Here is an 18,380-nt window from a genome sequence, read left to right on the forward strand (position 1 = left end):
CGCATCCGGTTAGCTTAGCTTAAAGTCCAGCTCGCGCCATCTTTGCCGTCTACCACGGTGATGCCTGCGGCCTGGAGGCGATCACGCACCGCATCGGCGGTGGCCCAATCCTTGGCGGCGCGGGCCTCGGCGCGGCGCTCCAGCTCGGCTCCGACCAAGACGTCGAGGGCCTTGGTGGCCTCGGAGTCGCCGCTATCGCGGCGGGCGGCCCACACTGGCGACTGCGGATCCACACCCAGCACCGCCGCCATGGCGCGCACCTGGCCGGCAACGGCGCGCGCGTCCTCGGTGCGGCCATCGGCCAGTGCTTGATTGCCGCGACGCACCGCATTGTGGATCTCTGCCAGCGCCGCGGGCACGCCCAGATCGTCGTCCATGGCCTGCTCGAAGGCCTCGGTCCAGGTGGTGGACTCCACCGGGCCCACGCGATCGAGGAATGCCTCGATGCGGCGATAGCCTTGGGCGGCCTCGGTGAGCGACTGCTCCGAGTACTCCAGCATGGAGCGATAGTGGGCGGAACCGAGGTAGTAGCGCAATTCCACCGGCCGCACCAGCTCGAGGATATTCGGTACGGAAAGCACATTGCCGAGGGATTTCGACATCTTCTCCCCGGACATGGTGACCCAGCCGTTGTGCATCCAGAAGTTGGCGAAGCCATCGCCGGCGGCGTGCGCCTGGGCGGTCTCGTTCTCGTGGTGCGGGAATTGCAGATCCAGCCCGCCGCAGTGGATATCGAACTCCGCGCCAAGATAGGCGGTGGCCATGGCGGAGCATTCGATATGCCAGCCGGGACGCCCCCGACCCCAGGGCGAGGGCCAGGAGGGCTCACCGGGCTTAGCGGCTTTCCAGAGGGTGAAGTCGCGCGGATCGCGCTTGCCGGTGCCCGCCGATTCGCCTTGGTCCAGCTCCTCGAGCTTCTGGCCGGAGATCATGCCGTAGTTCTCGATCGTGGTGGGCTGGCAGTACACATTGCCCTCGGCGGCATAGCCGTGGCCATTGTCGATGATGCGCTGGATATAGTCGATCATCTCGGTGATATGGCCGGTGGCGCGCGGCTCGAGCGAGGGCGGGGTCACGCCCAATTGATCATAGGCCCAGGTAAAGGCGCGCTCGTGCGTGGCGGCCCACTCCCACCACGGCCGGCCGGCCTCGGCCGCTTTGCTCAGGATTTTATCGTCGATATTGGTGACGTTGCGGATAAACGCCACATCAAGGCCCTTGGCTTCCAGCCAGTTACGCAAAATATCGAAGGCCACACCGGAACGCACGTGCCCAATATGCGGGATGGTTTGCACGGTAGCGCCACAGAGGTAGACGCTGGCGTGCCCTTCCCGCACGGGGATGAAATCACGTTGGCTACGGGTTGCGGTATCAAAAATGCGTAAAGTCACGCCGCTTAGTCTAACGGTTGCCACACCACGGCGGTAGCAACGGCGGCGCGCCCCTCATGGCGGCCGGTGAAGCCTAAGTGGTCGGTCGAGGTGGCCGCGATGGATGCCGGGCAGCGCAGAATCTCGGAGATCTTTTCTTCTGCTTCTTGTCGACGCTGCCCTAATCGTGGAGACTGGCCCACAAGCTGGGCGGCAACGTTGCCGATGACAAACCCGTGCTCATCGAGCAGCTGGCGGCATTCGCGCAGGAGCTGCCCGCCACTGACGCCGTCATATTCGGCCCGCCCCACACCGACGAAACTACCCAGGTCGCCGAGGTTGGCCGCCGAGAGCAGGGCGTCGACAAGCGCATGCGCCACAACGTCACCATCGGAATGCCCCTCACAGCCGGGCTGGCCGGGGAAGAGGAGGCAGGCGATCCAGCAGTCTTTGCCGTCTTGGACTTGGTGGGCATCGGTGGCGATGCCGACGCGGGGGATGATGGGGCTAGTCACTGGGCACCTCGAAAATCGTGGACTCGGCGCTATCGGTCACCTGAGTGGCCAGGAGCATGTCCATGGGGGTGGTTACTTTAAAGGCCATGGGATCGCCCTGCACACAGCGCACCGGCACCCCGAACCATTCCATGAGGCTGGCATCGTCGGTGGCCACAAAACTCGGCTGGGCAAAATAGGCGCGGTTGGCCTCGCGGAGCACTGCCAAATCAAAACCCTGCGGGGTTTGCACGGCGCGCAAGGTGGAGCGATCTGGGGTGGATGCCACCTGCTGCTGCCCATCTACCTCGCGGATCTCCTTGATAGTATCCGCCACCGGCAGCACCGGGATCACCGCGGGCGCGCCCTGGACCACGGCCCGGGCGACGCGGGCGATCATGCCCGGCGGGGTGAGCGCGCGGGCGCTATCGTGCACCAGCACAACGCCCTGCTCATGAGTGATGGCCTGCAATCCGCGCCACACGGAATCGGCGCGCTCGGCACCGCCATGCACCAGGGTCACCTCGCCGTCGAGGCCCCGTTTCCGCAGCAAGGTGCGGGCGTAGTCCTCCATGTCGGGGCTGACGGTGACCACGATGGCATCGACCACCTGGGAGGTGAGCATCGCGGTGATGCTGCGCTCTAATAAGGTCACCCCGCGCAGCGGCACATAGGCCTTCGGCATCGGCGCACCGAGGCGGGTGCCGGAACCGGCGGCGGCAATAATCGCAGTCACTGTGGGGGACATGGCGGCGCGGCGGGCTGCGGGTTAGTCGTCGAAGTTGAGGTCGTCGAGGTCCACATCATCGAGGTCATCGTCCTCCACCGGGGCGGTGACTCCCGACGCGGCGGCGCGATGCCGCGCGATGGCGTCGGCGTACTGCTTCTCGAGCTCCTCCGCCTTGGACTCGTCCAGCTCCTTGGCAAGGGCCAGCTCGCCCACCAGGATCTGGCGGGCCTTGGCCAGCATGCGCTTTTCACCTGCGGACAGGCCGCGGTCCTGATCGCGGCGCCACAGATCACGCACCACCTCGGCGACCTTATTCACATCACCCGAGGCGAGGCGCTCCTGATTGGCCTTATAGCGGCGAGACCAGTTGCCGGCCTCTTCCACATCCATATCGCGCAGCACCGAGAAGACCTTGCGCAGGCCCTCATCGCCCACGACATCGCGAACGCCCACCAGCTCCACGTTCTTGGCAGGAACCCGCACCACCAGATCGGACTGCAGGATCTGCAGCACCAGGAAGTCGAGCACGTCGTCTCCCATCTGCCGCTGCTCCATGGCCTCGATGCGGGCGGCACCGTGATGGGGGTAGACGACCGTGTCTCCGACCTTAAAATCCATACCTTTTTGCACTCTCTTCACTGGGAAATGTGTGACTCACTGCGTTGGCGGCTCCACAGTTCGCGGCGCGCACTGCGCCACGATACTGATACGTAAAGCGCGTCTATTCTAGCACGCCAGCACCGCCACCTGCGGCGCCGGCCTCGCCGGTCTGGGCGCCTCCCCGACCCTGCCGCATCCGGTGTCACGCCGCGCCGGCGGGTATAGCTCGGCAGCCGTGGGCACGCGCCCGCAGCACCGCTGCTGAAGAGTGCCCAGTTCAGCTCGTACGATCACCGCGAAAACGGACCACATCACGCCCCACACAGCCGGCCGGGGCGGGGCCTGCGCGCCGGGGATAGTGTGCCCTAAGCAGGCGGTAATACCCGTCTCAGTCTCGCCCCCGTACGGGGAAGAAACTGTGTGAATAACCTTAGAATTAGCTAGAGTGACTGTTAATAATCTAGATCCATGCGAAGCCTTAGATGGAGGGCATTGAACGTGAAGAATCCACTGAACTCGGCAGCCCGTCGCGCCGGACTGGCTGCGGTGGCCGGCCTCTCGGCCCTTGCACTCGCCGCCTGCGGTGCCGGACAGGTCTCCCAGACCTCTGATCAGGTTGCCGCTGTGGACGGTGCCTCCGCTGGCACCGAGGATGGCCTCATGGCCGTGCGGGATGTCCACGTGATTGTGGAGGAAGACGCCACCACTGGCCTGAAGTTCACTGCGATCAACCAGGATCCGAGTGGCACCTCGCACACCCTTAAGTCCGTCGAGATCGAAGGCAATGAGGTGCAGCTCTCCGCTAATCCCTCGCTGGGGCAGAACTGCTCTCTCGTGGCCGATACCGCGCAGAATATTAAGGCCCTGAAGAAGCCGGGCAAGGACGATGCCTGCATCACCTACGCCACCTCCACCGTGAATAACCCGGGCTTCCCCATCGGCGGCAATGTGAGCGTGACCTTCACCTTCGATGACGCCACGATCGACATGATCGCCACCGTCGCCGGCAACCAGCAGGAAACCTTCATGAGCGATCGCGAAGTGGAGAACTAAACCATCACCGCGCGTGCCCTATCCGGTATCCTCAACACTTCCTCCAAGAGTTGATGATGCCGGATTTTTGCATGCTGCTGCGCTCGCCGCGGGCGTGCCTCCCGCCTGCCCCGCGCACCCGCGTCTGCCCAGCCCATCCACTCCCCTTGTCTAGAAAGGCTCTGCTGCATGGCCCGCAAACCTAAAACAGCATTCGTCTGCTCCGAGTGTGGCCATTCGAGCCCGAAGTGGCTGGGACGCTGCCCCAGCTGCGGCGAGTGGGGCACGCTGACAGAGCAGGCCGCCCCAGCCCAGCACGCCACGGGACGCGGCGGTGCGGCGGCGTCTCGTTCTACCCAGGGGCTCACCCCCACCACGGCGGCAGCATCGATCACCAGCATCGACCCCACCTCCTCGCTGGCGATGACCACCGGTATCTCCGAACTGGATCGTGTGCTGGGAGCGGGCATTGTGCCCGGATCCGTGGTGCTGATGGCCGGTGAGCCGGGCGTGGGAAAGTCCACCTTGCTGCTAGAAGTCGCCGCCCGCTGGGCCGCGCAGCGTGAGGGGGAGAGCACCCGCACCGCCCTCTATGTCACCGCCGAAGAGTCCGCGGGGCAGGTCCGCATGCGCGCCGAGCGCACCGGCGGGCTGCGGGAGAGCCTCTACCTTGCGGCCGAGTCGGATCTCGACACCATTTTTGGCCACATCACGCAGCTGCAGCCCTCGCTGGTGATCGTGGACTCGGTGCAGACTGTCACCGCCGCCGATGTGGATGGCGTGCAGGGCGGGGTGGCCCAGTCGCGCGCGGTCACCGCCGCCCTGACCAGCATGGCCAAGGCCTCCGGTATCCCCGTGCTGCTGGTGGGGCATGTGACCAAGGACGGCACTGTTGCCGGCCCACGGGTGCTCGAGCACCTGGTGGATGTGGTGCTCAACTTCGAGGGCGATAAGCACTCCTCGCTACGGATGCTGCGCGGGATGAAGAACCGTTTCGGTGCCACGGATGAGGTGGGCTGTTTCGAACAGACCTCCTCCGGAATCAAGGAGGTCAAAGACCCCAGCGGGCTCTTTCTTTCCCACATGGGCACCACCCCCGATGGCTCGGCGGTGACGGTCACCATGGATGGGGTGCGCCCCATACTCGCCGAGGTGCAGGCCCTGCTCGTAGACACGCAATCGAAGAATCCGCGGCGTGCCGTCACCGGCCTCGACGCCACCCGCGTGCCGATGATCCTGGCGGTGTTGGCGGCCCGCGCCCAGAAGCGCTCGGACGATAAAGAGGTGTATGTAGCCACGGTCGGGGGCATGCGGGTCAGCGAGCCCGCGGCGGATCTCGCGGTGGCGCTGGCCACGGTGAGCGCGATGAATCGTCGCCCGCTGCCCTCCCGCACCGTGGTGCTTGGCGAGGTCGGCTTGGCTGGGGAGATTCGGCGGGTCCCGGACGCCGATAAGCGCCTCGTGGAGGCCAGCCGCCTCGGCTATACCCGCGCCCTGATTCCCGCGGGGAATCTGCCCGCCGGATCACCGAAGGGCGCCCGATCGATGGATATTAGAGAAGTAGCCACGATCCAGGATGCGATCGTGGCTCTCGATTCTCGGCGCTAGCGGCTATTTCAGGTTGAAGGTCACAGCCTCGGAGGCATTATCGCCGATGACGGTGTGCAGGAAGTAGGCGCCGCTGGGCACCCGCTGCCGGTTATCGCATTGCCCCGGCGCCGAGGTGGTCTTGGACCACTGCGCCTCATAGTTGGTCTCGGTTCCTGCCTCGAAGACCTTATCGGAGTCATCCTCCGGCGGGTTGCAGTCCGTGTCCGCCCACACCCGCTCGCTGGTGTCGAGGTTATACACCTCATAGCGCAGCTGCTCCTTGCTCAGGTCAATGGTGCAGTCCGCCTTGGTGGGGTTATTGACGATCATGTAGAAGGTCGGAGTCTGGTTCGGCTCGAACTCCGATTGCCTCATCTCCGCCCGGATCTCTAGATCCTCCAGGCGGCAGCTGGGCTTCGGCTCTTCCTTCGCGGAGGTTTCGACGCTTGTCGACGCCTCCTTCGAGTCAGCTTCGCCCTCGTCCGTGTTCGTCTCCTCATTACTAGCAGAGGTGGCGGTGGTCTGTGCGGCGTTATCCGGTTCGGTGGAATTATCGTCCCCGCCGGCCAGCGCGCTGATGATCCACACAAGCAGGCCAATGACGACAACCAAGATCACCACGGCCGCAACGCGGCGGCGCATGTAGATCTCATCGGGCAGTCTCTTCTGCGGTCTGGGAGTGTTCACGCCCTCTAGCTTAACTGCACTCCCTGCGAGACAGCCGGCAACTACACCGGCGTGTCTGCCTCATTCTTACAGCTCAGCGCCCGAATCCTGGGCCAGAGCCTACTCCACGCCGAAGGCGATGAGCTTCTCCACCACGCCGTCGTCGAGGCGGTAGCGCGCGCTGACGACACCGAGCGTGCCGGCGTCGACAAGCTCCTGAATGATGGGGATACGGTGAATGACCGACTTCAGCGTTTGCAGGGCGTGCTCGCGCTCGTAGTCATCGGTGCTGTCACCGCCCTTGCGGCGGGCCTCGATGACCGAGGGGGCCACCTGCTGCACCAGCTCGCGTTGGAAACGCTCGGGAATGGGGCCCTCGTCGAGCGCGCCGACGGTGGCAGCAACCGCACCGCAGTATTGGTGGCCGAGTACCACCAAGAGCGGCACGCCGAGGCCCTCCACCGCGAATTCCAAGGAGGCCAGCACGGCGTTGTCCACGGTTTCTCCGGCGGTGCGGATCACGAAAACATCGCCGAGCCCCTGATCGAAGATGGTCTCAATGGGTGCACGCGAATCCGAGCAGGCCAATACGCACACGCTCGGCGCCTGCCCCTCACGCAATTCTTCGCGACGCTGCGAGCACTGGCGGGGATACGCGGGACTCATCTCCCGCCATCGCCTATTGCCCTCCTGCAACACATCCCAGGCTTCCTGCGGAGTGAGCGTCTTGTAGTTTTCAGCTTTACCCATACGTGTCATTCTTCCACTCCGGCAGGACATCATGGGTGCTTATTGCTCTACATATCCCCCCTACTAGGCTAATAAACCCTGATGTTTAACTCGGCCGCACTTCTGACATGGTTCACCGCCCACCGCCGCCCGTTGCTGTGGCGCGCGCCTGGCACCAGCGCCTGGGGCGTGCTCGTCTCCGAGGTCATGAGCCAGCAGACCCCGGTGGCGCGGGTCGAACCGCAGTGGGAGGCGTGGATGCGGCGCTGGCCCACCCCGCAGGATGTGGCGCAGGCCTCCACCGCAGACATCCTCACCGCTTGGGATCGGCTGGGTTATCCGCGCCGGGCGCTGCGGCTCAAGGAATGCGCCCAGGCCATCACCGACCGCCATCACGGCGAGGTTCCCGACGATCTTGCAGCGCTGCTGGATCTGCCCGGTATCGGCGACTACACCGCGCGGGCGGTCCTTGCTTTTCATTATCGACGCCGCGTTCCGGTGGTTGATACCAATGTTCGGCGCGTTATCTCTCGGGCGGTGCATGGCCGCTATCTGCCCCGGCCTGCCCGCAAGAAGGACCTGGCCGATGTGGAGGCGCTGCTGCCCGCCGGCACCGATGCCGCAGCGGAGGAGCGCGCCGCGGAGCTGTCCACCGCCATCATGGAGCTCGGAGCACTGGTCTGTACCGCCTCCTCGCCGCGCTGCACGGAATGCCCCTTGCTGAAGAGCTGTCGCTGGCAGCTCGCGGGCTGCCCGGAGCCCAGCGCGGCGGAACTAGCGGCCAGCAAGAAGCGAGTGCAGAAATTCCAGGGCACCGATCGCCAAGTGCGGGGAAAGATTATGGCCTTGGCCCGCGCCCACAAACAGGTACAGCGGGCAGAGATCGATGCGGTGTGGGAGGACAAGGCACAGCTGGCGCGGGCACTATTTTCGCTGCTCGACGACGGTTTACTCGAAGCGGTAGCCGACGATCATTTCGCCCTGCCGCGCTAAGAACACGGCACGGGAGAGCAACCAGCACAGCACTCTGGCGACAGGGTAGGCTTACTTTAATATTTTGTCTGCGTACTAAGGGAGCCCATGACTACCCTCGCCACTCGACGTCGCCGCGCCGACGCCGCCCAGCGGCCGCGCGGCCAGCGCTATCGCACCCTCTGGATCGCCGCGCTCATCGGCGCCTGCCTGCTCAGCATAATCGCCAATATCGCCCTGGGGCAGTACGGCATAGCCCCGCAACGCACCATCGAATCCTTATTTGCTGGACCTTATGGCGACACCGGGGTGGATGCCACCCATTCCGTGATCTGGAATGTGCGCATGCCCCGCGTTGTGTTAGGGCTGCTCGTTGGTGCCGCCTTGGGCGTAGCGGGGGCGCTGCTGCAAGGATTATTGGGCAATCCCCTGGCAGAACCCGGCGTGATCGGCGTGACCAGTGGCTGCGCCGTGGGCGCGGCCGTGGCCATCGTGTTCAACCTCGTGTTTGTCTCCACCGCGACGGTGCCCGTGCTGGCGTTTATCTCCGGTATCGCCACCGCGGCCTTGGTGTATCTGCTCTCCTCCATCCGCGGCAGCGTCAAAGTGGTGACCCTGATCCTCACCGGCATCGCCGTCAATGCCGTCGCTGGGGCCGCGATTAGCTTCCTGGTGTTTTTGGCGCCCACCACCTCCCGCGAGCAGATCATCTTCTGGCAGATGGGCTCGCTCAACGGCGCCCAATGGCCGCACGTGGTGACAGTCCTTATTCCCATCGCGGTCTGCATTGCTCTTGCTATTCGCATCTCCCCCTCACTGGACTTATTGGCGCTCGGCGAGCGCGCCGCCGCCCATGCCGGGGCGAATATGAAGGTGCTGCGCCCAGGAGTGATCGCCCTATCCACTGCGCTGTGCGCCGCAGCGGTGAGCTTCGCCGGCATCATCTCCTTTGTCGGGCTGATCGTGCCGCATATTCTGCGCCAAGGTATCGGCCCCTCGAATCGCTGGCTGGTGCCGCTTTCTGCGATCGGCGGCGCCACCCTCGTCACCGGCGCGGACCTGGTGGCCAGAATCCTCATCCCCTATTCCGAATTACCCATTGGCATCTTCACCGCCCTCGTGGGCGGGCCGATGTTCTTCGTGCTGCTGCGCCGCAACTTGCTCAAGCGCGGCCAGCTCTAAACCCACCGCCCCCGTTTGAAGAGGACACACCGAGTCGAGTACCCCATGAGCACTCCCCTGCTATCAGCGAAGAACCTGAACGTGAGCATCACCGTAGATAACACGGAACGCGACCTGCTCAGCGATATCTCCATCGAGCTTCAGCCCAGTGAGGTGCTCGGGCTGATCGGCCCCAATGGCGCCGGCAAATCCACCCTCCTCGCCGCACTCTCCGGCGACTACACCCCCAACTCCGGCGAGGTGCAGCTCGCCGGGCGCAGCTACGCCGAAACCTCACCGCGGGAAGCCGGACAGCTGCGTTCGGTGATGCTGCAAGACACCTCGGTGGCCTTTTCCTTCACCGTCGAGGACGTAGTGGCCATGGGTCGCACCCCCTGGAAGCCCGATCCGGACCGCGACGCGGAGATTGTGCAGGAGGCCCTCGAACTGCTCGATCTCACCGAGTTCGCCGACCGCGAAGTCTCCACGCTTTCCGGCGGTGAGCGCGCCCGGGCCGCCCTGGCACGCGTGATTGCGCAGCAATCGCAGGCGATGCTTCTCGACGAACCGATCGCTGCCATGGACATCGGCCGGGCCGAGGCCACCATGCGCACCATCCGTCGCGTCGCCCAAACCGGCCGCGGGGTGCTCATCATCGTCCACGATCTCGCCACCGCTGCCCGGCACTGCGATCGGCTCGTGCTGCTGCAACACGGCCGCGTGGTGGTCTCTGGCACCCCGCGCGAGGTGTGCACCCCCGAGATTCTCAGCTCTGTCTACGGCTGGGACATCGACGTCACCTGGGAGGGCGATCACCCGTGGATTCGCCCGCGCTAAAGCGGCGAAGGCGAGAATAGAAAAACAGCGGTGAATGCTCACCGCTGTTTCTCTTTAGGCATCGAGACTGCGTATTTAGCGCTCGTTCTTCGACCGTTGCACGCGAGCACGCACGATCAACGCCACACCAATAGCGCTGATGAGTCCGGCGACAATCGCCATGCCGCGCACCGCCGCACCCGTGCGGGCCAAACCGGACTGCTCCGCTGCGGCAGAGCCTGCGCTCGCCGCCTCACGCTCCTGCGGGGAGACGGGCGCCGCCGAGTTTTCTACCGGCTTCGGGGCAGGCTGTGTCTCGGCTGGGGTCTCCACGCCTTGAGATGCGGGGCCACTGACAACGCTGGGCTCGGGGGAGATGCTGGTCTCGCTCGGCGAGGGAACACTCGACGATGACGGAGCGCTCTCGGAGGAAGGGGCCTCGGTGGTTGTGGTGTCCTCGGCGTCTGGGGCCTCCTCTACCGAGGTCTCTGGCGCGGCAGGGCTCGGCTCGGGAGTCTCGGTGGCACTGCTTGACTCCGAGGGCTCAGTGCTCGTCTCGTTGTCCTCGGCTGGCTCAGAGGTGCTCTCTGGAGCATCCTCGCTATCGCCGTCCTCGGCCGCACCTTCATCCGTGTCTTCTGCGTCGGGTTCAGCGGTCGTGCTGGGGCTGGGCTCTTCGCTGGGTTCCTCGCTCGGCTCTGCGCTGGTGCTCGGCTCGTCACTAGGTTCAGCGCTCGGCTCGGTGCTGGAACTCGGCTCCTCGCTGGGTTCAGTGCTCGGCTCGGTGCTGGAGCTCGGCTCTGCGCTTGGGTCACTGCTGGGTTCAGTACTGGGATCCTCGCTCGGGCTCGGCTCCGAGGAGGTCTCGCTGGCATCCGTATCTCCGGATTCCGATGCGTCGTTGTCCTCCTCAGGCTCAGCAGCGTCGGATGTCTCGGTGCTCTCACCGCCCTCTTCGCCCTCAGCGTCCTCGCTCTCGGTGTCCTCGCCCTCGGTGCCTTCACCGTTCTCAGCGTCTCCGCCCTCGGTGTCCTCATCCTCCTCGCCGAGGAGTTCTTCATCCTCGGCTTCGCTATCCACAGCCAGTGCCTCGCTGGTGGCGAAGCGATTGACCTCGAGGAAGTCCTCATAGGTTGTGGTGTCGGTGACGACGCCGCCGGTGATGATGTCTTCGGGGCTGCGGACTAGAAGCACGCGGGTCGTGCCGCTGGTGCCCTTGGTGTTCGGAATGGTCTGTTTATCGATCACTTCCAAGGTGCGCATATCCACCACATTCAGGGAGCCATCGCTTTCGGCGGTCACTACCGCGGTGCCATCGCCGAGGGGCGCAACCCCTGAAATGCTGTGTAGTTCACCGATGCGGGCGGCGTCGCCAAGCGGAGTGAGCTCACCGTTGTTGTAGGTAAAGAACTGCACCCGAGAACCCGTGGTGTAGCTGTCGTTGTAGAAGGCCACCGTGTTCCCGGAAACCACCATGCCCGAGGGGCGCATATCGGCGGCCACCGGATCGCTGCCAGGCACCACTGTGGCTTGGAGGTTGTCGGCGGCGGGATCAATACGCAGCGGCGGCACTCGCCAGGTGCCCTCGTCCTGATCCACCCCAGAGGCGGGGAAGAACAGCAGCGAACCGTCATCAAGCACAGCCATATCGCGCATCGGAGCGAACGAGTAGCTCTCGCCGTAGACGGAGCCCAATGCCTGATCGGAGGCAGCATCCAGCCCGTCAATGGTGGAGCGAACATTGGCAATCGCGCGGTCGCTGCGGGTGCCATCGGAGCTGCGGGTGATCAGCGTGGCATTGCCGGCGCCCTCATTGCGCAGCGCGTAGAGCACCCAGCCATCCTCGGTGGGGGCGCTGGCGATGCCGGTGATGGTACCGGCCTCGTCCTTCGCGATCACCTCAGTGATGTTCTCCAGACCCTTCGGCCCCACGGAGGCCTGTTTCACGGCGCCGTCATCGAGGAAGAACAGCGTGTTCTTGCCTGGCGAAACCACCCAGGCGCTGTCATCCGAGGAAATGGACAGGTGCTGAATCTGCTGCATCGTGCGCACATCCAGCACGCTCAGCCCGCTCTTGGTGGCCAGCACGAGATAGTCGCCCACCATCACGGCGCGGGAGGATTCCGCCTCCAAATCGGTGCGCACCCCACCAACTAGCTTGCGTCCGCCTTCCGCACCGGCCGGCATGCCGCCGCTTCCCTCATACGCGAAGGAGACCGGCGCCAGCGGGCTGCCGAGATTGTAGAAATTGGAGAATGCACGCACCCCATCGGCGGTGAGCGTCGGCACCAGATTGCTCCACTGCGCCATTGATCCGTCCTGCGTGAACGTGGCTGAGGAGGGGTTGATCGTCGCGATGCGCGCTCGTTTCTTCTCAAAGACGTCCCCGCTGGGGTACTGCTTGGCGTAGACGTCCATCTCGAGATAGGAGTCCTCGCCCACCACGATCGTCGGATCGCTGAACTCTAGGTCCAGAGCGCAGCTGCCGCGGGCGGGCGTCGATCCGCTGCAATATTGCAGGAAGTGCACGGTGCCGTTGAACTCGGCGCGGGTGGTTGCGGTGTCCTCGTCGTAGCTGACCTTCTTCAGCGTGAATCGATAACCGCGCTCGACCCGGGCATCACCCTCGATGGTCTTGCTCGCCCCGCCGCTCACACTCGTCGCGCCGCCCACATAATTGATGAAGCTCTCGCGCAGCGCCCACTCCATGTATTCCGCACTCTGCTGCTTATCGCTTGTCGACGCCACCTCGCCGCCACCGGCCTCCACCGCACCAGCGATAGCGCTGGGGTAGAGCATCCCCGCCAGAGAGACGGTCGTGGCGGCCGTGCAGGCCACGATGGTGCGGTTAAGAATATTTCCAGTCTGTGCTCGATTGGAAGATGTCACTGTGCCCTCACTCCATAATCCACGCAGCCCCTAGTTAGGCTGCCCTTGCTCCTAATGAGGTAACTACACATAGGATGACATGGACAATAGGGGGTAATCACGCCTATCTATATACGCAGAACAGGCACACCCCCACAGGGGGGATAGATTGATATTCATTTATTTCATACATTGCTCAAAGCGAGCTGAGTAGCCGCAATTGAACATAGACCAACAGCTATATAGCCCACCATTGTGAGCCACTCCTCCGGCGGGGTCCAAGCGGAGAAAATAATGATGAGCATAAACACCACTGCCCACATCGCCACGGTCACAACTATTGTCTTAGCTGGGCTTTTCACTCTTTCCTCCGCGGCCCCCATGGCCCGCAACCGCCGCCGCAGAGGGTGAAAGAATATAGCAATTACGCAGGCCAGCAATGCTGTGGCGAATCCAATAAACAGATAAGCGTTCCCCGTCGTTATGGACACCGCCACTGCCGCCATCACGAAGGCGAACAGCCCCCTCTCTATGGGGGTAACGGCATAATATTTATGTTCATCTAAGACCCCTGCTGGGCCCCTTTTTTCTGGTGCAAAATAATCTCGGTCCGAACACATGCCTCGTTAGCCTACCCTATACTTTTCCTCTCTCTTGGTTTAACCTTTGCGCAAACATGTAAAGGAGGGGTGAGTAGATGTCACTCTCACTTCTGCCCCGCGTCCGTCGGCAGCGCACCCGCCGCCGACTGGCAGCGGGGTTATCAGCGGCTGCCTTGACGGCCGCATGTGTCATGCCGCTAGCTCCCACGGCCGCGGCGGAAGACACCACCACCACAACGACAAGCAGTGCCGCATCCTCTACGACTAAGGAGCAGCCAGACCCAAGCACCAGCCAGTCCAAGGCATCGTCATCCGCAGATCTGTGGAGTTCCTCCGGCAGCTGGCAGCAGCCAGAACCATCCCCCGCCGAGCCGACGGAGACCACCAAGCCCTCCCCTAGCCCCAAGCCCAGCCCCTCGCCCAGCCCCGAGCCCGAGCCCGAGCCATCTTCACCCTCGCGATGCTCCGCATCTGAAGGCGTGAACATTTCTGGCGATCTGTCCTGGGGTGTGCGGGAGTCCTTCCGGAAATACATCAAGGGGCCGATCGCCAAGGGCAGCTGGAAGGTCAGCGCCCCAGCGAAGGAGAACAACGGCAGCTTCATCTTCCCCATCGACAAGGAGTTTGTGACTACCGGTGAGGTTAAGGGACTGATCCGTAGCGAAGGCAAGGTGGAGTTCAACGGCCACGGTGGGCTGCTCAAGACCAGCTTCGAAGATCCCGCCGTGAAAATGATCTCCCCGCGCAAAGCGAAGCTCCTTACCTCGATGTACAGCCAAGACGCCGAAGGTAACCCAGTGAAGGAGCTGGGAAAAGATGTACCCTTCGCCGATCTCGAGTTCCGGACGGCTCCCATTACCTCGGGTACGCACGTGGCTGAAGCGCGTATCACCGAGCGTGGTTCCCAGGCGCTTTCCGAGTTCTACCGCGCCGGCGACACTCTGGACCCAGTCACCCTCACCATCAAGGTGAAAAAAGCCTGCGGCACAGTCCCCAAGCCCACGCCTGGGGATTCCGGTGGAGACTCCTCGAACTCCGGAAAGAAGCCGCAGCCTGGCCGCGAGACCGATAACGGGAACTCGGACAACTCCCGCCCAGGTGGCGGGGACTCCGAAGCACCCGCCGGTGGCAACGCTGGCGGCGACCCCTTCGGTGACGCCCCTTGGGGCGCGGACACTCCCGGTAATACCGACTCCGACGGCGGTATTGTTCCCCCGAACGCGCCTGGTGTCTCCGGCAACGCGGGTGGCACGAAGCCCGTGGCGGCCGCACCCGGACAGTCCGCGTCGGCGCGCACCTGTAATGGCGTGTCCTCCGGACAAGTGGCGTGGGGAGTCAAGCAATCCTTCCGCAGCTATATTCGCGGCTCGATTGCGAAGGGTGGCTGGCGCACCAGCGGCGTTCGCGATAATGGCGGCATCTTCGTGTTCTCCGGTCGATCCGGCAGCTTCGATCCCGATGCACGCGCCGGCACGATCGCTACCTCCGGCACCGTGGCCTTCAATGGCCACAAGGGGAAACTGGACATGAAGATCCGTAACCCACGCGTGGTGATCAAGGGCAACACGGGCCAGCTCGTAGCCAATGTCACCTCCTCCGACACCTCGGGCAACCCCTCCAACTTCGGTGATGTGGCTATCGGCACCCTGCAGGTGACCAGCCTCAACGCCACTAGCTCCGCTGTGTCTGGTTCCGCGAACGTGGTGCTCACCCAGGCCGGATCCCGCGCCTTTGCCGAGTTCTATCCACCCGGAACAGCCATGGACCCAGTGAACTTCCGCGCCAAGCTCAGCGGGAAATCCGCCTGCGCTGATGGTTCGGCCGCCACCTCCAGCTCCGCCGGCGGCACCGGCGGAATGGCCTCGATTGGTGCGGCCGCTGCCGACGCCCTCGCCAATGGCGATTCGGTCGACGCTGTGGACCTCAACGGTGACGGCGTGATCGATGAAGAAGAACTGGCCGAGGCCGAGGGCGAAGGCGAGGAAGAGTCCATGTTCGAAGAGGGCAAGGACGTCGAGTTCAAGAACAAAAAGAAGAACAAGAAGGCGGAAGACACCGCTCTGGCGTCTGTCAGTGAGGGCATGAGCCCATGGCAGCTCCTCGCCGGTGGCGTCGTGTTCATCTTTGCGGCAGCCGGAACCAGCTACCTCGCGGTGCGACAAAAGAAAGGAGCCTAAGTGAAAATTCGCCTCGCGGCACTGAGCCTCATCGGCTCCGTTGTGCTCGCCGGATGTGGACTCAACGTATCCACACCCGGTGATAACAACAACAACGCTCGCGCCGAACAAACCAGTTTCGAGCAGGCGTTGGAGAACCTGAACAGCAGCTCCGCAGAGGTCGGCGATAGCGGAGCTGTAGAGACTCAGCTCGTCGGGGATGTCACCCCCGTAGCCGAGGACGTCAGCCCTGAGCTTCCCGTGGAGCTCAGCGACTCTGATGGCTACGACGTCACCGTCACCGATGTCTCGCGGATCATGCCTCTGGACCTCTACGGCACTACCTCCCGCACCATTGCGGGCCTGGGGCTCAGAGACAACATCGTGGGCCGCACCGTCAGTTCCGAAGAGCCCAGCTTGCAGGAGCTGCCGGTGGTGACCCAAGGTGGCCACAACATCAATGTGGAGGCCGTGCTGGCTCTCGACCCGAGTCTGATCATCGTGGATCACTCCATCGGCCCAGACTCAGCTATTGACCAGCTCCGCGATGCCGGCGTGACCACCGTGGTGATCAATCCGAGCCGGAAGATGGCATCGATTGGCGACGACATCCGCACCATCGCCGGGGTCGTAGGCCTCGACGACGAGGGTGAAGAACTCGCGGAACGCGCGGAAAAGGAACGCGATGAAGCAATCGACGCCGTCAGCGAGATCGTCCCCGATCAGGCTCCCCGCGCTGCCTTCGTGTACGCGCGAGGTTCCTCTGGGGTGTTCTTCATTCTTGGACCGGAAAGCGGCACCGCAGAACTCTTCGAGTCTGTGGGCGCGGTGGATGCGGCCAAGGAAGCCGATATCGCCGACATGGCCCCGGCCAATGCCGAAGCCTTCGCCAAGCTCAATCCCGATGTCATCGTGATGATGTCCAAAGGGCTCGAGTCCACCGGCGGTGTCGATGGCATGCTCTCCCGCCCCGGCGTGGCCGAGACTGAGGCAGCCAAGAATAAACGCTTCATCACCATCGCGGACAGCCAAGCCTTGAGCTTCGGCCCTCAGACGGGCGAGATGATTCTCGCCTTCGCCACTGCCCTGTACAACCCCAACTCCCAGTAACACCGATCCTCATATCGAAAGGTATCTAACACCATGTCCCTGAATCGCTCTTCCCGCGCCCGGATTCGCCGCATGGCGCTTGCTGGTGCAGTCTCTGCGTCACTCGCAGTCTCCCTCACCCCCGCCACTGCCTTCGCAGAGGTAGTGCAGGACAAGAACTGTGTTGCCGACAATAAGATCGTTGCCGCCCACAGCGGTACCTTCGAATGGAGTGTGCGCGACTCCCTTGTTAGGTACATCACAATCGGTGCCGCCCGCGGCAGCGTGGAGTCCACTGGCTCCGTGACCGATGCGGGTAGCGGAAAGAACTGGACCTTCACCGCTGGGCAGGCATACTCCGCGGATCCCGACTCCGTAACCCTGTTTGTTCCCGGTACCCTCCACTTCATCGGGCACGGAGAAGGCGAGAATGCGAAATTGAACATTACTTTCTCCGATTTCCGCCTCGAGATCACTGGCACGCAGGCCGTGATGTACCTGGATGCAAAGTTCCGCAAGTTTGAGGGTATCACGACCATTGGCGAATGGGAGACCATGAACAATGTTCGTTTCGCAGAGTGGACCCTCTCCGAACCGTTCACTGGCCAGTGGGGCGAGACCGTCACCTTCACAAGCGACGGTGAAGGTTACATGACCGAAGAAGGAAAGGTCGCATTTGGCGGCTTTTACTATAGTGAGAAGGAACCCGTATCACCGCTGAAGGTGGGCTCTGTGACCTTCGGTGAGGACTGCAATAAGCCTGATTCCGAGCCGGTCCCGGGTGACGGCGATGCCGACGGTGGCGATGCTGACAACGGCGACTCCGAAACCCCCGGCGACACTGACAGCGGCGACGCTGGCGAGGGCGACACCGATAACGGCAACACCGACGGTGGCGATGCCGACGCTGACAACGGCAACACCGACGGTGGCGACGCTGACGGCGATGCTGACGGCAGCGACTCCGAAACCCCCGGCGACGCTGACGGCAGCGACGCTGGCGAGGGCGACACCGATAACGGCGATGCCGACGGTGGCGACTCCGAAACTCCCGGCGACGCTGACGGCGGCGACGCTGGCGAGGGCGACACCGATAACGGCGATGCCGACGGTGGCGACTCCGAAACCCCCGGCGACGCTGACAGCGGCGACGCTGGCGAGGGCGATGCCGACGGTGGCGATGCTGACAACGGCGACTCCGAAACCCCCGGCGACACTGACAGCGGCGACGCTGGCGAGGGCGACACCGATAACGGCAACACCGACGGTGGCGATGCCGACGGTGGCGACGCTGGCGAGGGCGACACCGATAACGGCGATGCCGACGGTGGCGATGCTGACGGTGGCGACGCTGACGAGGGCGACACCGATAACGGCGATGCCGACGGTGGCGACTCCGAAACCCCCGGCGACGCTGACGGCGGCGACGCTGGCGAGGGCGGGGCGGGGGGGGGGGGGGTGGCGGGGGGGGCGGGGGGGGGGGGGGGGGGGGGGGCGGGGGGGGG

16 protein-coding genes are annotated in these 18,380 nt (G+C 63.9%); 8 read left to right on the forward strand and 8 right to left on the reverse strand.

Translation table 11 applies throughout. The features are described from left to right. Window positions 1–14: 14 nt before the first annotated feature. The 4 genes from cysS to KR227_RS05965 are packed head-to-tail and all read right to left on the reverse strand — an operon-like array spanning window position 15 to window position 3,212. A complete protein-coding gene (cysS, locus tag KR227_RS05950; RefSeq protein ID WP_151529820.1) occupies window positions 15–1,391 on the reverse strand; it encodes a cysteine--tRNA ligase in 1,377 nt (458 codons plus the stop codon). A 5-nt stretch (window positions 1,392–1,396) separates the two neighbouring features. Continuing rightward, window positions 1,397–1,885, reverse strand: coding sequence for a 2-C-methyl-D-erythritol 2,4-cyclodiphosphate synthase (gene ispF / locus KR227_RS05955; protein ID WP_218364300.1), 489 nt, complete (start codon window positions 1,883–1,885; stop codon window positions 1,397–1,399). Beyond that, window positions 1,878–2,612: a 2-C-methyl-D-erythritol 4-phosphate cytidylyltransferase gene (gene ispD, locus KR227_RS05960; protein ID WP_151529822.1), complete on the reverse strand. Its 735-nt coding sequence runs from the start codon at window positions 2,610–2,612 to the stop codon at window positions 1,878–1,880. The genes ispF and ispD overlap by 8 nt, the downstream gene beginning before the upstream one ends. Window positions 2,613–2,633: 21 nt before the next feature. Next, window positions 2,634–3,212, reverse strand: a complete 579-nt coding sequence (locus KR227_RS05965; RefSeq protein WP_218364301.1) for a CarD family transcriptional regulator — start codon at window positions 3,210–3,212, stop codon at window positions 2,634–2,636. Between the two features lie 480 nt (window positions 3,213–3,692). Between KR227_RS05965 and KR227_RS05970 the strand changes: the two genes are divergently transcribed. Together KR227_RS05970 and radA are read left to right on the forward strand one after the other, a co-directional pair. Next, the gene (locus tag KR227_RS05970; protein ID WP_218364302.1) at window positions 3,693–4,247 is read left to right on the forward strand and encodes a hypothetical protein; all 555 of its coding nucleotides are present in this window, start codon (window positions 3,693–3,695) and stop codon (window positions 4,245–4,247) included. A 168-nt stretch (window positions 4,248–4,415) separates the two neighbouring features. Next, window positions 4,416–5,834 carry a DNA repair protein RadA gene (gene radA / locus KR227_RS05975; protein WP_218364303.1) on the forward strand — a complete coding sequence of 473 codons (1,419 nt, stop codon included), beginning with the start codon at window positions 4,416–4,418 and terminating at the stop codon, window positions 5,832–5,834. 3 nt (window positions 5,835–5,837) lie between these two features. On the opposite strand, the gene KR227_RS05980 is transcribed toward radA, so the two are convergent. After that, entirely contained in the window at window positions 5,838–6,503 is a 666-nt protein-coding gene (locus KR227_RS05980) for a hypothetical protein (protein ID WP_218364304.1), read from the reverse strand. A gap of 99 nt (window positions 6,504–6,602) precedes the next feature. Continuing rightward, window positions 6,603–7,232 (reverse strand): carbonic anhydrase, encoded by a 630-nt coding sequence (locus KR227_RS05985; protein WP_218364305.1) that lies wholly within the window; start codon window positions 7,230–7,232, stop codon window positions 6,603–6,605. Between the two features lie 81 nt (window positions 7,233–7,313). Between KR227_RS05985 and KR227_RS05990 the strand changes: the two genes are divergently transcribed. The 3 genes from KR227_RS05990 (at window position 7,314) to KR227_RS06000 (ending at window position 10,181) form a co-directional block, all read left to right on the forward strand. Then, complete coding sequence (locus tag KR227_RS05990; protein ID WP_218364306.1) at window positions 7,314–8,204, forward strand: A/G-specific adenine glycosylase; 891 nt, start codon at window positions 7,314–7,316, stop codon at window positions 8,202–8,204. An 87-nt stretch (window positions 8,205–8,291) separates the two neighbouring features. Then, complete coding sequence (locus tag KR227_RS05995; RefSeq protein ID WP_151529828.1) at window positions 8,292–9,365, forward strand: iron ABC transporter permease; 1,074 nt, start codon at window positions 8,292–8,294, stop codon at window positions 9,363–9,365. A gap of 45 nt (window positions 9,366–9,410) precedes the next feature. Then, entirely contained in the window at window positions 9,411–10,181 is a 771-nt protein-coding gene (locus tag KR227_RS06000; RefSeq protein WP_218364307.1) for a heme ABC transporter ATP-binding protein, read from the forward strand. Window positions 10,182–10,256: 75 nt separating this feature from the next. Here KR227_RS06000 and KR227_RS06005 read toward each other — a convergent pair whose 3' ends face one another. After that, window positions 10,257–13,049: an HtaA domain-containing protein gene (locus KR227_RS06005; RefSeq protein ID WP_218364308.1), complete on the reverse strand. Its 2,793-nt coding sequence runs from the start codon at window positions 13,047–13,049 to the stop codon at window positions 10,257–10,259. Window positions 13,050–13,213: 164 nt separating this feature from the next. Further along, a complete protein-coding gene (locus KR227_RS06010) occupies window positions 13,214–13,648 on the reverse strand; it encodes a hypothetical protein (RefSeq protein WP_218364310.1) in 435 nt (144 codons plus the stop codon). A 77-nt stretch (window positions 13,649–13,725) separates the two neighbouring features. On the opposite strand from KR227_RS06010, the gene KR227_RS06015 reads away from it, so the two are divergent. The 3 genes from KR227_RS06015 to KR227_RS06025 all read left to right on the forward strand — a co-directional run. Beyond that, window positions 13,726–15,807, forward strand: coding sequence for an HtaA domain-containing protein (locus tag KR227_RS06015; protein WP_218364312.1), 2,082 nt, complete (start codon window positions 13,726–13,728; stop codon window positions 15,805–15,807). After that, a complete protein-coding gene (locus KR227_RS06020; RefSeq protein ID WP_218364314.1) occupies window positions 15,808–16,896 on the forward strand; it encodes an ABC transporter substrate-binding protein in 1,089 nt (362 codons plus the stop codon). 33 nt (window positions 16,897–16,929) lie between these two features. Then, the coding region (locus tag KR227_RS06025) for an HtaA domain-containing protein (RefSeq protein ID WP_218364316.1) at window positions 16,930–18,380 on the forward strand (1,451 nt) is incomplete at its 3' end.

The sequence above is a fragment of the Corynebacterium sp. TAE3-ERU30 genome, from assembly GCF_019209925.1.
GTDB classification, from domain to species: domain Bacteria; phylum Actinomycetota; class Actinomycetes; order Mycobacteriales; family Mycobacteriaceae; genus Corynebacterium; species Corynebacterium megadyptis.